This window comes from Pasteurella skyensis, assembly GCF_013377295.1.
Classification (GTDB): Bacteria; Pseudomonadota; Gammaproteobacteria; order Enterobacterales; family Pasteurellaceae; genus Phocoenobacter; species Phocoenobacter skyensis.
The window spans coordinates 813,804-828,052 of sequence record NZ_CP016180.1; the positions used below are offsets into that span (position 1 = coordinate 813,804).

General features: G+C 34.5%; 15 protein-coding genes. 11 read left to right on the forward strand and 4 right to left on the reverse strand.

The window, feature by feature from the left end; translation table 11 throughout:
* Positions 1-25: 25 nt before the first annotated feature.
* Positions 26-457 carry a free L-methionine (R)-S-oxide reductase MsrC gene (locus tag A6B44_RS03830; protein ID WP_090923117.1) on the forward strand — a complete coding sequence of 144 codons (432 nt, stop codon included), beginning with the start codon at positions 26-28 and terminating at the stop codon, positions 455-457.
* Between the two features lie 55 nt (positions 458-512).
* The gene (locus A6B44_RS03835; RefSeq protein WP_090923115.1) at positions 513-1,034 is read left to right on the forward strand and encodes a YcxB family protein; all 522 of its coding nucleotides are present in this window, start codon (positions 513-515) and stop codon (positions 1,032-1,034) included.
* A gap of 57 nt (positions 1,035-1,091) precedes the next feature.
* On the opposite strand, the gene A6B44_RS03840 is transcribed toward A6B44_RS03835, so the two are convergent.
* Entirely contained in the window at positions 1,092-1,454 is a 363-nt protein-coding gene (locus A6B44_RS03840; protein ID WP_090923113.1) for a YacL family protein, read from the reverse strand.
* Between the two features lie 62 nt (positions 1,455-1,516).
* Positions 1,517-2,287, reverse strand: coding sequence for an FNR family transcription factor (locus A6B44_RS03845; RefSeq protein WP_090923111.1), 771 nt, complete (start codon positions 2,285-2,287; stop codon positions 1,517-1,519).
* Between the two features lie 228 nt (positions 2,288-2,515).
* Between A6B44_RS03845 and A6B44_RS03850 the strand changes: the two genes are divergently transcribed.
* The 8 genes from A6B44_RS03850 (at position 2,516) to sohB (ending at position 10,927) form a co-directional block, all read left to right on the forward strand.
* Positions 2,516-3,364 (forward strand): DUF817 domain-containing protein, encoded by an 849-nt coding sequence (locus tag A6B44_RS03850; RefSeq protein WP_090923109.1) that lies wholly within the window; start codon positions 2,516-2,518, stop codon positions 3,362-3,364.
* Between the two features lie 114 nt (positions 3,365-3,478).
* Positions 3,479-4,540, forward strand: coding sequence for a rod shape-determining protein (locus tag A6B44_RS03855; RefSeq protein WP_090923107.1), 1,062 nt, complete (start codon positions 3,479-3,481; stop codon positions 4,538-4,540).
* 69 nt (positions 4,541-4,609) lie between these two features.
* A complete protein-coding gene (gene mreC, locus A6B44_RS03860; protein WP_090923105.1) occupies positions 4,610-5,626 on the forward strand; it encodes a rod shape-determining protein MreC in 1,017 nt (338 codons plus the stop codon).
* The gene (mreD, locus tag A6B44_RS03865) at positions 5,616-6,107 is read left to right on the forward strand and encodes a rod shape-determining protein MreD (RefSeq protein WP_090923103.1); all 492 of its coding nucleotides are present in this window, start codon (positions 5,616-5,618) and stop codon (positions 6,105-6,107) included. The genes mreC and mreD overlap by 11 nt, the downstream gene beginning before the upstream one ends.
* Positions 6,104-7,438 (forward strand): replication-associated recombination protein A, encoded by a 1,335-nt coding sequence (locus tag A6B44_RS03870; protein WP_090923100.1) that lies wholly within the window; start codon positions 6,104-6,106, stop codon positions 7,436-7,438. The genes mreD and A6B44_RS03870 overlap by 4 nt, the downstream gene beginning before the upstream one ends.
* Positions 7,439-7,628: 190 nt before the next feature.
* A complete protein-coding gene (gene accD, locus A6B44_RS03875) occupies positions 7,629-8,534 on the forward strand; it encodes an acetyl-CoA carboxylase, carboxyltransferase subunit beta (RefSeq protein ID WP_090923098.1) in 906 nt (301 codons plus the stop codon).
* Positions 8,534-9,832 carry a bifunctional tetrahydrofolate synthase/dihydrofolate synthase gene (folC, locus tag A6B44_RS03880; RefSeq protein WP_090923096.1) on the forward strand — a complete coding sequence of 433 codons (1,299 nt, stop codon included), beginning with the start codon at positions 8,534-8,536 and terminating at the stop codon, positions 9,830-9,832. The genes accD and folC overlap by 1 nt, the downstream gene beginning before the upstream one ends.
* A 15-nt stretch (positions 9,833-9,847) precedes the next feature.
* Positions 9,848-10,927, forward strand: coding sequence for a protease SohB (sohB, locus tag A6B44_RS03885; RefSeq protein WP_090923094.1), 1,080 nt, complete (start codon positions 9,848-9,850; stop codon positions 10,925-10,927).
* A gap of 93 nt (positions 10,928-11,020) precedes the next feature.
* Here sohB and purU read toward each other — a convergent pair whose 3' ends face one another.
* A complete protein-coding gene (gene purU, locus A6B44_RS03890) occupies positions 11,021-11,857 on the reverse strand; it encodes a formyltetrahydrofolate deformylase (protein WP_090923093.1) in 837 nt (278 codons plus the stop codon).
* 80 nt (positions 11,858-11,937) lie between these two features.
* Positions 11,938-12,342 carry an H-NS family histone-like protein gene (locus A6B44_RS03895; protein WP_090923092.1) on the reverse strand — a complete coding sequence of 135 codons (405 nt, stop codon included), beginning with the start codon at positions 12,340-12,342 and terminating at the stop codon, positions 11,938-11,940.
* 363 nt (positions 12,343-12,705) lie between these two features.
* Here A6B44_RS03895 and A6B44_RS03900 point away from each other — a divergent pair, with 363 nt between their 5' ends.
* On the forward strand, positions 12,706-14,232 hold the full coding sequence (locus A6B44_RS03900; protein WP_090923091.1) for a Na+/H+ antiporter NhaC family protein: 1,527 nt from the start codon (positions 12,706-12,708) through the stop codon (positions 14,230-14,232).
* Positions 14,233-14,249: the final 17 nt, after the last annotated feature.

The window sequence follows — 14,249 nt, forward strand, 5'->3', positions numbered from 1 at the left end:
TAAAATTAGTCAATGAGGAATTAGAATGAATATTAAACAATTAGAAGCAATTCTTGGTGATGAAGAAGATATTATTTCTAGAATGGCAAATATTAGTGCATTTTTATATGAAACCGTTCCTAATATTAACTGGGTTGGATTTTATATCGTTCGTGGTGATGTGTTAAAAGTGGGTCCTTTTCAAGGAAAAGTGGCTTGTTCAACCATTGCAAAGGGTAGAGGAGTATGTGGCACAGCGTGGGAGCGTTTAGAAAACATTGTAGTACCTGATACTCATCAGTTTGAAGGGCATATCGCCTGTGATGTCGCTTCTCGTTCTGAGGTGGTTATTCCTGTCTTAGATGAAAAGGGTGAAATGTATGTAGAGCTTGATGTTGATAGCCCATTATTAAATCGTTTTTCTGATGAAGATGTGGCGTTTTTAACAGCCTGTGCAGCCCTTGTATTAAAGCGGTAAGATTTGCATAAAAATTTGCAAATTTTTGAATGAGTTAGAGAAAAGTGAAAAGTAGATGAAAGAAATAGAAGTAGAATATATGGCTACGCTTAAAAATCATCTCGAAGCCTATACAACTTATGACAAAACGACAGTTTTTTATAAAGTAGATAAAGTTGTGGCTATTCTTTTAATGCTATTTGGGGTATCACTGGGTATATATACGTTCTACATTCATTTGTCTGATGAATTTATTATTTACGCCTTTCTGTTTATTTTGATTGGTCTGTTTGATTTTATGGGATTTCTTGCGATAGAAAAACTTATATATATAATCAGATTTAAAATGACAAATAAGTTTAAACATATTCAAAAAGTAAGATTTTCTAATGCAGGAATTTATTATGAAACAAACGGTATAAAATCTGATATTGAATGGCGTTTTTATAATAACTTCTTAGAAAGTGAAAATACCTTAATGTTAATAATTGGAAAAAAGCAATATTCTGTTATCCCTAAATCAAGCTTCAATGAAGAGGATTATATAATTTTAAGGGATTTTCTAGTGGAAGAGTTTAGTCAACGACACATAAAATAGCGGTACGATGTGATTAAAAATTTGCAAATTTTTAAGACGATGTAACCGCTTGTAATACTAAAAGGATTGATAGGCTAGCAAAAATTGTTCAAAATCGTCTATGCCACAAATAGCGAAGCTTTCTTGAGTATAAAAATCAAAGCCTTCTTCTAGCTGCTCTTTTTCTATGTTAGTTGCAGCTAAATTATTCGCTTTAACAGTCACTTCATCATTCTCTATATAAAGACTATACTCTTTGCCTTTTAAGCTCCATTCAAAAGGACTTGGATAGACTTTTTTACATTCAGCAACTTTATTTAAAATAAGAGTGAGATCACTTGTTCCTTCAAGCTCATTATTGATCCAATATGCAAAAGCTTCGTGCTCCATTGAGCATTTAGCGATCATTCCCAATGCTGTTCGAGTAAATTGATATTCCATTATTACCTCCGAATTTAAGCGGTACGATTAAATCAGTTTTTTACCAATTTTTACCAATGTTATTATGCGGTTTGAATAATAGGGATTTGTGGTTTAGTTGACCCTGCCATTTCTGCTAATAGTTCCATTTTATTAATGGTAATATATTTTCCTTTAACAGACAGTATATTTGATTTTTGAAAACGACTGAGTAAACGGCTAATGGTTTCAATCGTTAGACCAAGATAATTACCAATATCACCACGTGTCATTGTAAGACGAAATTCTCTAGCAGAGAAGCCTCGAGCAGAGTGGCGTTGAGATAGGTTGTATAAAAAAGCAGCCAACTTTTCTTCTGCACTCATTCGTGATAGCAATAAAATCATATCTTGATCATTTTTTATTTCATTACTCATTAAACGCATAATTTGATGGCGAATTTTTGGCATTTTGCCAGCTAAATCATCTAAAATATCAAATGGGATTTCACAAATCATTGAGGTTTCAAGGGCTTGCGCAAATCCAACGTGTTTCATTGTATCAATAGCATCAAAACCAATAACATCACCAGAAAGATGAAAGGCGGTAATTTGTTCTTCACCACTTTCACTAATTGTATAACTCTTAATGGTGCCTGAGCGAATGGCATATAATGATTGAAGATGATCCCCTGATTTAAAGACAATTTGTGTTTTTTGAATAGGTCTTTTTCGTTCAATAATATTATCGAGCTGATTCAATTCATGATCATTAAGTGTAAAAGGTAAACATAATTGACTAATACTACAATTTTGGCAATGAATCGAACTGTTTTTTTTCTTCCCTACTGCTGTTGACTCAGACACAATCTTCATAATAACGTCCCAAAAGTATTAAAAATTTGATTTAGAGCAAATTTTAGCACTATTTTTTGATATAATGAAGTGCGATTTTTAGTTTTTGGTGAAAATATAACAGCTTTCGGGAGAAAAAATGCCAGCAGAAAAATTAACTAAAACAAGATTAATTCAGATTATTATAATATTTGTGGTGCTTATTTGTGCTTTTGTATATCGCACTTATTATCCTCATTAGGAGAAAAAATGCTTAATAAAATTGATCATTGGCTAATGATACACCCTAAAAATCACTCTTTAGCAGGAATTAAGCGTTTTATTATCGAATTTGGCTTTTTTGGTTTAAAAGAATTAAGAGCATGTTTGTTTGCTGGGCTATTTTTTATTGCTATATTTGTTATTCCACGAGCAGGGTTGTTAGGTATTCCTCGCTATGATTTATTGTTGATTTTTGCCATTGTCATACAAGGATTAATGCTACTTTTTAAACTTGAAACATGGGATGAATTAAAGGCTATTAGTATATTTCATATTGTTGGTTTTGCATTAGAAGTGTTCAAAACATCGAGCAGTGTGCAATCTTGGGCTTATCCTGATTTTGGGTATACCAAATTATTTGGTGTGCCACTTTTTAGTGGCTTTATGTATGCAGCAGTAGGCAGTTATATTATTCAAGCGTGGCGTCTGTTTGATCTTAAGGTAACCAATCATCCTCCTTACTGGTTAGCGACACTGGGTTCTATTTGTATTTATTTGAATTTTTTTACTCATCACTATATCGGTGATTTTCGTTGGTATTTAGCTACTTTTGTATTGGGTTTATATGCTCAAACTAAAGTTTATTTTACCTCTTATGATAAAGAAAGAAGTATGCCATTATTACTTGCTTTTGGATTAATCGGTTTCTTTATTTGGCTTGCGGAAAATATAGGCACTTTTGCTGGAGTATGGCGTTATCCAAATCAACTCAACCATTGGTCTATGGTGCATATTGGTAAATGGGGAGCGTGGGCATTATTAGTTATTATTACATTTACGATTGTTGCTAATTTGAAACATATCAAAGGGAATATAAAGGTATCAAAAATAGAGTAGTACAAATGCTAAAAATATAAATATACCGCAATTATTTCATTGAATTTATTATCGATTTTCTGTATATTTAGCAGGTTATTATTCATCTATTTATAACTCAAACGGATTCAAAATATGTTTAAAAAATTTCGCGGGTTGTTTTCTAATGATCTTTCCATTGATTTAGGAACAGCAAATACACTTATTTATGTAAAAGGGCAGGGTATCGTTCTTAATGAGCCATCAGTAGTTGCGGTTCGCCAAGACAGAGCAATGTCGACAAAAAGTATTGCAGCAGTGGGTACCAATGCTAAATTAATGTTAGGTCGTACACCTAAAAGCATTAATGCAATTCGACCAATGAAAGATGGCGTGATTGCGGACTTTGATGTAACGGAAAAAATGTTACAGTACTTTATTAAGCAGGTTCATAGTGGTAATTTCTTACGTCCAAGTCCGAGAGTGGTAGTTTGTGTGCCAGCAGGGGCAACGCAAGTTGAGCGTAAAGCAATCAAAGAAGCTACTATCAGAGCAGGTGCAAGAGAGGTTCACTTAATTGAAGAGCCTATGGCAGCTGCAATTGGGGCAGGTTTACCAGTTCACGAAGCAACAGGCTCAATGGTTATTGATATTGGAGGGGGAACAACAGAGGTTGCGGTACTTTCATTAAATGGTATTGTGTATTCTTCTTCGGTGAGAATTGGTGGAGATAAGTTTGATGAATCAATCATTGCTTATGTTCGTCGTAAATTTGGTTCGGCTATTGGTGAAACAACGGCTGAAAGAATTAAAAAAGAATTAGCAACTGCTTGTATTCCTGCTGATAGTGATGAAGATAAAATTTTAAGAATGGAAGTACACGGTCATAATTTAGCAGAAGGTGCACCTAGAAAATTCGAACTTACTTCCAGAGATATATTAGAAGCGATTGAGCAACCACTAAGTGGTATTGTTGGTGCAGTAAAAGGTGTTTTAGAACGTTGTCCTCCAGAACTTGCTGCAGATATTTTTGAAAGAGGAATGGTATTAACTGGTGGTGGTGCGTTATTGAGAAATCTAGATATTTTGCTTTCAGACGCTTGTGGTGTTCCTGTTATTGTTGCAGAAACTCCTCTAATTTGTGTTGCACAAGGTGGTGGAAAAGCACTAGATATCATTGATATGCACGGTGGTGATATTTTCCTTGAAGACAACTAAGTCACTATTTGTAGTTGGCAACAGTGTAGGCTGTTGCCAATATTTTTACGATTTCATTGCAAAATTTTAATGAAACTTATATTCTCTAGATTGCCTTCACTTGGCATGCGGTTATTTTTTGCCATTGTTTTTTCTATTACATTAATTGTTTTTGATGGTCGTAGTAATGCGATTATGCAAGTGCGTAATGTATTAGAAACGGCGGTGAGCGGTCTATATTATTTTGCAAATGCCCCTCGTCTTATTCTTGATAATGTCAGTGGTAATTTTATTGATAGTTCAAAATTGCAATTAGAAAACAAAATGCTAAAAGAGCAGCTTCGTGAAAAGAATGCAAGTTTGTTGCGTTTTGAGCATTTGAAAGTTGAAAATCAACGTTTACGCTTGTTATTAAGTTCTCCATTACGTCAAGATGAATATAAAAAGGTGGCAGAGGTATTGACGGCTGAAATCGATGCTTATCGTCGGCAGGTAGTGATTAATCAAGGTCGACAAAATGGTGTTTTTGTAGGGCAACCTGTGATTGATGAATTGGGCATTGTTGGTCAAGTGATTTCAGTGAATGAAACGAGTAGTAGAGTGTTATTAATTACTGATTCTATACATTCTATTCCAGTGCAAGTATTGCGTAATGATGTTCGTACCATTATAAGTGGTACAGGACAAGATGATGAATTATTGATTGACAACCTCCCTAGTGCAGTAGATATTGCAAAAGGCGATATTTTAGTTACCTCTGGTTTAGGTGGCCGCTTTCCTGAAGGTTATCCTGTTGCTGTGGTTGAATCCATTTCTAATACTCGACAAGCCCATTTTGCACGTATTATTGCTCGACCTCTTGCTTCTTTTGATCATTTACGTCATTTACTGCTTCTTTGGCCAACAAGCGAGGAGCTACGTAATGCGAAAACCCTTTCCACACAAGATATTAGAAATGTAGTGGAAGAGCGTCGTAATTTTTCTAATCCGTTAACAGATCTTAAGTCAAAATTAGCCCCTAAAATAAAGGTTAAATTACCACGACAAGGAAAAGAACCTAGAGCGAATACAAAAGTAACACAACAAGAGGCAAACAATGAAAACTAATATTATTTTTAGGTTGATTGTTTTATTGGCTATATTTATGGTTGCCTTTACTTTAGAAATAATGCCATGGCCAAAAGATATGCAAGGGTGGCGACCTGCTTGGGTGGTTATTTTAATTGTTTATTGGTCTCTCGCATTACCACATAAAATTAATATTGGCAGTGCTTTTGTTATTGGTATTGTGTGGGATGTTATTCTGGGTTCAGTACTCGGTATTCACGCTTTAGTGCTGTCTATTGCGATCTATATTGTGGTAAAACACCACCTTATTTTGCGTAATATGTCACTGTGGTTTCAAGCTATTTTGATAATGGGATATGTTGCACTTATCCGTATAATGATATTTTTTATTGAATTAATTTTACATAATGCGCATTTTCACAGTCAAGAGCTGTTAGGTGCTGTAATAAGTGGATTATTATGGCCTTGGATTTATTTATTGATGCAACAAATTCGTCGAGGGTTGTGGTTAACAGAATGAGTAATTTGGACTTGGATTTTTCAGAAGACTTTCGTCCTCTTTCTGCAAGGGTTCGCCCTCGTTCTCTGAGCGAGTACATTGGGCAGTCTCACATTATTGGTGAGGGGAAACCTTTACGTAAGGCAATCGAGCAGAGTTATAGCCATTCTATGATTTTTTGGGGGCCACCAGGAACAGGAAAAACTACCTTAGCAGAAATTATAGCCCATCACTTAGATGCTGAAGTAGAACGCATTTCAGCAGTAACGAGTGGTATCAAAGAGATTCGAGAAGCCATTGAAATAGCTAAAATAAACAAGCAATCAGGTCGACAAACATTATTGTTTGTGGATGAAGTGCATCGATTTAATAAAAGCCAGCAAGATGCCTTTTTACCACATATTGAAGATGGCACCATTATTTTTATTGGAGCCACGACAGAAAATCCTTCGTTTGAATTAAATAATGCACTGCTTTCACGTACTCGAATTTATATACTAAAATCCCTTTCTAATATCGATATTCAACAAATATTAACACTTGCTTTAAATGATCAAGAACGAGGATTAGGGAAAGACTCTTTTATTATTAAAGATGATGTGCTTAATCTATTAGCTGATTATGTTAATGGTGATGCTCGTTTTGCATTAAATTGCTTAGAATTAATGTCTGATATGGCAATGATATGTGATGAAAATAAAATTTTAGACAAAGCACTCTTGATTGACGTATTAGGTGAGCGTCAAGCACGTTTTGATAAAGGCGGAGATCTTTATTATGATCTTATATCCGCTTTACATAAATCCATTCGAGGCTCTGCGCCAGATGCGGCGCTTTATTGGTATGCTCGTATTCTAACGGCAGGAGGTGATCCTCTTTATGTGGCTCGTCGTTTACTTGCCATCGCTTCTGAGGATATTGGTAATGCGGATCCAAGAGCAATGCAAATTGCCATAAATGCATGGGATTGCTATACCCGAGTAGGGGCTTATGAGGGAGAAAGAGCAATAGCACAAGCGGTTGTTTATCTGGCTGTAGCTGCAAAAAGTAATGCTATTTATACTGCATTTAATGAAGCAAAACGCCTTGCCAGTGAATCTAAAGATTATGAAGTACCTCATCATTTACGCAATGCGGCTACCCAGTTGATGGAATCATTAGGCTATGGAGCAGAATATCGTTATGCACATAATGAAGAAAATGCTTACGCAGCAGGTGAAAATTATTTTCCATCTGAGATAAAAGAAACACAATTTTATTATCCGACAGAACGTGGCTTGGAAAAACAAATTAGCGAAAAATTGCAGTGGTTAAAAGCCTTAGATCAGAAAAGTACAGTGAAACGCTATTAGGAAGCGATAGGACTGTTATCAAAATTTGCAAATTTTGATAAAGATCTTACCGCTTTATCGAATTTAAAATAAGTATTTTGACACGTTATAAGATAGAAAAAGATTATTAATTAACATACCCAAAATAATGATTTTATGGTTTAATATGTCATAATATTTTTATTTTTCAACAGTATAAAAGGTTAAAAAAATGAGTTGGATTGAAAGAATTTTAGGTACAAAATCATCTCAAAGTAGTAAAGCAAGTATTCCAGAAGGTGTTTGGACGAAGTGTACTAGCTGTCAGCAGATTTTGTATGTTGAAGATTTAAAACGTAATATGCAGGTGTGCCCAAAATGTGATCACCATATGCGAATTAATGCACGTGTTCGTTTATTAAGTTTATTAGATGAAGAGAGTGCTGAAGAAATTGCGGCAGAATTAGAGCCTCAAGATATTTTAAAATTTAAAGATTTGAAAAAATATAAAGATCGTTTAAGTGCCGCTCAAAAACATACTGGTGAAAAAGATGCGTTAATTGCGATGTCAGGTAATATTTATAGTATGCCAGTGGTTGTTGCTGCCTTTGATTTTGAGTTTATGGGTGGGTCAATGGGTACAACTGTAGGCAAAAAGTTTGTACTGGCAGCAGAAAAAGCCCTTGAAGAAAAGATTCCTTTTATCTGTTTTGCAGCCTCAGGTGGTGCAAGAATGCAAGAGGCATTGTTCTCATTAATGCAAATGGCAAAAACCAGTGCGATATTAGCTAAGTTGAAAGAAGAAGGTGTTCCTTTTATTTCAGTAATGACAGATCCAACATTTGGTGGTGTATCAGCAAGTTTTGCAATGCTTGGAGATATTAATATTGCAGAGCCAAAAGCATTAATTGGATTTGCAGGTGCTCGAGTGATTGAACAGACTGTTCGTGAAACACTGCCAGACGGTTTTCAGCGAGCAGAGTTTTTATTAGAGCACGGAGCCTTAGATATGATTGTGCATCGTAAAAAAATGCGAGATACACTCGCAAGTCTGATTGCGAAGATGACACATCAGCCTTCTCCTTTTTCTAATAAGATTGTATGTATTGAATCGGATATCGTTGAAGAAGTACAATAATGACAGCAATATTACCTCAAGCCACGGATTCTTTGGAAACGTGGCTTTCCTATTTAGAAACAAGTCATTGTAAAGCCATTGACTTAGGTTTAGAGCGTGTAAAATCTGTTGCTTATGAGTTAGATTTACTTAAACCTGCTCCTTATGTGATTACGGTTGCGGGTACAAATGGCAAAGGCTCGACTTGTAAATTTTTAGAAGCAGCATTACTGAAAGCAGGTAAGCGAGTAGGTGTCTATGCTTCACCACATTTGATACGTTACAACGAGCGTGTCAGAATTCAAGGTGAGTTATTGGATGATAAGGCTTATATTGATTCTTTTGTTAAAATCACAAAACATAAAAAAGTTTCTTTAAGCTATTTTGAATACAGCACCCTTTCTGCATTAGATTTATTCAAACAAGCCAATTTAGATATTGTTATTTTAGAAGTTGGACTCGGTGGGCGACTTGATGCTACCAATATTGTTGATCCTGATTTTGCTGTGATTACTTCTATTGATATTGATCACACTGCTTTTTTAGGTGATAACAGAGAGGATATTGGACGAGAAAAAGCAGGGATTTTTAGACCTCATATTCCTGTTGTGGTAGGGGAGAGTGATTGTCCAAATAGCATTATGGAACAGATTAAATCGCTACAGTGTCACTCTTTTGTTTGTGGAAAAAATTACAAATTTTTAATAGAATCTGACCGCTTGGTATGGCAATCTGACAAAGTCTCTTTGACTGATTTAGCATTGCCCAAAATACCTGCTATTAATGTGGCAACCGCATTGGCAGTATTAACAAATTTGCCTTTTAAAATTAGTGAAGACATTATTAAAGAAACGGTATTAGAAACCGAATTAACAGGGCGATTTCAATATTTAACCCCACAAGATTTTACTGATTTTTCACATCAACCTCCTCTTGCACAAGTGATCATTGATGTAGGGCATAACCCTCATGCGACTCGTTATGTCGCCTCACAATTAGCACAATTGAAACAGCCTAACCAGAAAGTGTATGCTGTGTTCAGTGTGTTAAAAGATAAAGATTTGAAAGGAATTGTTGAACCATTAAATACTCTGATTGATGAGTGGCACTGTGTCACTTTAAGGTGTTTTAGAGGGCAAAGTGGTCAAATGATTTTAGAAAAAATGGTAAAAACTTTACCGAATGTTACCGCTTATCACTATGAAAATATGGAGCAGACAATACAAAAAGTGTTTAATATTGCTACAGAAAACGATATTATCTTAGTTTTTGGTTCATTTCATACAGTGAGCGATTTTTTATTATTGATTAAACATTAAAAGGGCATACATATTATGTGGAAAGAAGTCTTATTAAATTATGGTATTTTCTTATTAGAATTATTGACCGTATTTGGCATTATCATTGCGATAGTAATGATGGTCTTGGAAAGTAAAAAACAGGGACAGCAAGGTGAAATTTCAGTTAAAAATCTCACTGAAAAATATAAAGAAAGTAAAAAATCGTTAAGTAATTTTTTCTTAAGTGAAGCAGAGCAGAAAGCGAAAGAAAAAGCAGATAAAAAAGAGCAAAAAGCAAAAGCGAAAGCTGAGAAAAAACGCTTAAAATTGGCAAAAAAATCACAAGAAGAGTCTGAAAGTGAACAGAGTGAAGTCGTCAAGCCTCGTCTTTTTGTACTGAATTTTAATGGTGACATAATGGCGAGTGGCGTAGACTGTTTACGTAAAGAGGTTGATGCAGTAGTAGCATTGGCAAGACCTGAACACGATGAAGTGTTACTCAAATTAGAAAGTCCTGGTGGTGTGGTACATGGCTATGGTTTAGCTGCTTCACAATTAGCACGTTTAAAAGCACGTAATATTCCGTTAACCATTGCAGTAGACAAAGTTGCTGCAAGTGGTGGCTATATGATGGCGTGTGTAGCAGATAAAATCATTTCTGCCCCTTTTGCTGTCATTGGTTCAATTGGTGTAGTGGCACAGGTGCCAAATATTCATCGTCTGCTTAAAAAACATGATGTAGATGTCGATGTAATGATGGCAGGAAAATATAAACGTACCGTAACATTGATGGGAGAAAATACCAAAGCAGGTAAGAAAAAATTCCAACAAGAATTAGAAGAAACGCATAAATTATTTAAGCAATTTATAAGTCAATATCGCCCTCAACTCGATATGAGAAAAGTAGCTACTGGTGAACATTGGTTTGGAAAACAAGCGTTAGAATTAAAATTGGTCGATGAAATCTCAACCAGTGATGATGTTATTTTAACTGTGATCGAAGAAAAAGACGTTATTGAAGTGAAATTTATTCAAAAGAAAAATGTTTTAAAACGCTTTGGAATTGAACTAGAGCAGAGTGTAGAAAGAATTATTGCTAAATTGCTGAATAAATCACATTCATCAATGTTATAAGATTCCACTGCTTTTATAAGCGGGTAGATTATTGTTATTTTTTACACTATTTTCAGTACAACAAAGGAGAGCATAAACTCTCCTTTGTGGTCTCTACATTACAACGGTTTTATTTTTATGAATAAAAACACGATCGTTTAATACACACTCCAATGCTTTACTTAGCACTGTTTTTTCAACGTCTTTCCCCGCTTTTTGCATCATTTCAGCGGTATAAGAATGATCCACGTTAATGACATTTTGCATAATGATAGGACCTTGATCTAATTCACTATTAATAAAATGAGCAGTAGCACCAATTATTTTTACACCACGTTCATAAGCTTGTTGATAAGGTTTCGCACCAATAAAAGCAGGTAAGAAAGAGTGGTGAATATTAATCACTCGATTAGGATAGCGCTCTACAAACGCTGGATTCAATACTCGCATATATTTTGCAAGGACAATATAATCAGGTTCATATTCATCAATTTTATCACTGAGTAATTTATCGTGTTCTTCACGAGTTAAATTCTGATGGCTAATAAAGTGAAAAGGAATATCAAAACGTTGCGCTAAATCACTTAACGTATCGTGATTACCAATAATTGCTGCAATGTCTACATCTAAGCCACCATAATAATTTTTCATTAAAATATCACCTAAACAATGTGCTTCTTTGGTCACCAGAATAACAATACGTTTACGTTGTTTGGGAATTAATTTATAACAACCATTTTGAGGCAGGCTTTTCTTTAAGTCAGCTAAAAATGTTTCATCATCAAAAATACCTTGTAACTCTGTACGCATAAAAAAGTATTTTTCATTGTTATCTACAAATTCATTATTTTGAATAATATTTAGTTGATGCTTATAACAAATATTAGTAATTTTAGAAACTAAACCTGTTTCATCAGGGCATTCTGTTAGTAATACTTTATTTTTAATCATAGTTTATATTTATTTTATGAGAGGAAAGGAAAAGCCTATTAATCATATAATAGGCTTGATAAAAGTAAGAGATTAAAATATTAAATTTCAAAATCAGAAAGGGATTGACCATTATCTAGAGCTTGTTGAATTGCTTTTGGCGTACGACCTTGCCCTGTCCATTGCTTTTGATTTCCCTCACTATCAATATATTTATATTTTGCTGGACGAGGGACTATTGTTTTGCGTTTTTTGGTTTTTGAAGAGCCTAAGATAACAGATAAATCTTCAGCAGTTAAGCCATCTTGCTCCAACATTTTTTTATATTTATTTAAGTTATCAAGATATTTTTGATGTTCAGCTTCTTGACGCTTAACTTCTTCCTTTTTTTCTTCAATAACTTGGGTTAATTTTTGAAGCAATGATTCCAATTGAGATACAGAATGCTCTCGAGCCATTGCTCGTAAAGTTCGAATATTCGATAGGATTTTAAATGCGTTTGACATAATGATTCTCCAAAATATTAAAATAACGCTACTATCTGGTATTTTAATGAAATTTTGCAAGATCGCAAATAAATAATAAGAGATTTTTTAATCTAAAACAGAAAAAAAGTTATTTAACTATTGTAAAAATTGCATTCTTAATGTAGCCTACGAATTTTTTATAGATTATAAAAAGATGCAGGTATAATAAATTATTCTATTCTAGGAATATGCTGGTATAGAAAAATTAATAAAATAGTTGTATTTGTTTAATCTAATAGGTATTGCTTTAACTTAATTTAAGCGAACAATATTATACGTTGGTTGAGTTAGGGTACTTATTTTTTATCTTTTGATATTTTGTAAACAAAGCACAGAGGTCTTATGAGTTTAGTTGATTATTCCCACTCTATTTGGTCATTAGTACCAGCACTATTAGCATTATCACTAGCAATGTTTACCCGTAAGGTAATTTTATCGTTAAGCATCGGTATTATCATTGGTTCTTTTATGTTAACGAATGGTGATGTTATAAATGGATTGATTTATATTAAAAATAGTATTATTTCACTTGTTTATAGTGATGGCGAACTAAATTCAAATAATATAAATATCGTACTATTTTTGCTTCTTTTAGGTGTATTAACTACATTATTAAGTACGTCAGGTAGTAACCAAGCATTTGCTAATTGGGCTCAGGAAAAAATAAAAGGAAGAAGAGGGGCAAAGCTAATGACAGCAAGCCTAGTCTTTTTCACTTTTATTGATGACTACTTCCACAGTTTAGCTGTAGGGGCAATCGCACGTCCTGTGACAGATAAATTTAAAATTTCTAGAGCAAAGTTGGCTTATATTCTTGATTCCACTGCGGCACCTATGTGTGTGTTAATGCCAGTGTCAAGTTGGGGAGCATATATTATTACCCTAGTTGCCAGTTTATTAGCGACCCATTCTATTACGCAATATTCATCATTGGGCGCCTTTATGACAATGAGTTTAATGAATTTTTATGCGATTTTCTCTATGATTATGGTATTTGTTGTAGCATATTTTTCTTTTGACATTGCTTCTATGGCTCGTTTTGAAGAAGAAGCGATGAATCAAGAGGCAGTAGAGGAAGAGTCTACAACGGTGGTAGGAAAAGTCCGTAATTTAGTACTACCAATAGCAACGCTTATTTTAGTCACTGTCGCAATGATGATTTATACTGGCTATGATGCCCTTGCGAGTGATGGTAAAGCTTTTAGTCTATTAGGTGCATTTGAGAATACAACAGTAGGTATTTCATTAGTAGTTGGTAGTATCGTTGCATTAGTGGTTGTGACATTTTTTCTTATCATTGATGGTCAATTTAACATATCAGATTATACAAAATCTTGGGGTGTTGGTATTAAATCAATGTCGGGTGCTATCTTAATTCTCTGTTTTGCGTGGACGATTAATGGTGTTATTGGGGATATGCAAACAGGTAAATATCTTTCAACGTTAGTTACTGGAAATATGAGCCCAGCCTTTTTACCCGCTATTTTGTTTGTATTAGCGGCAGGAATGGCATTCTCTACAGGGACAAGTTGGGGTACATTTGGTATTATGCTTCCAATTGCGGCATCAATGGCAGTACACGCAGATCCAACATTAATTTTACCTTGTTTATCTGCGGTTATGGCAGGTGCAGTATGTGGTGATCACTGTTCTCCAATTTCAGATACAACAATATTGTCATCAACAGGAGCACAATGTAATCATATCGATCACGTAACCTCACAGCTTCCGTATGCAATGTTAGTCGCTGTTGCAACGATATTTGGTTATTTGACACTTGGTTTTAGTGGTTCGTTATTAGCAAGTTTTGCGGTAACAGGCAGTATATTTGTTGCACTTATTTTTATTTTTAAGAAAAAAGGTAAGTAGTATAATTCAATAATATA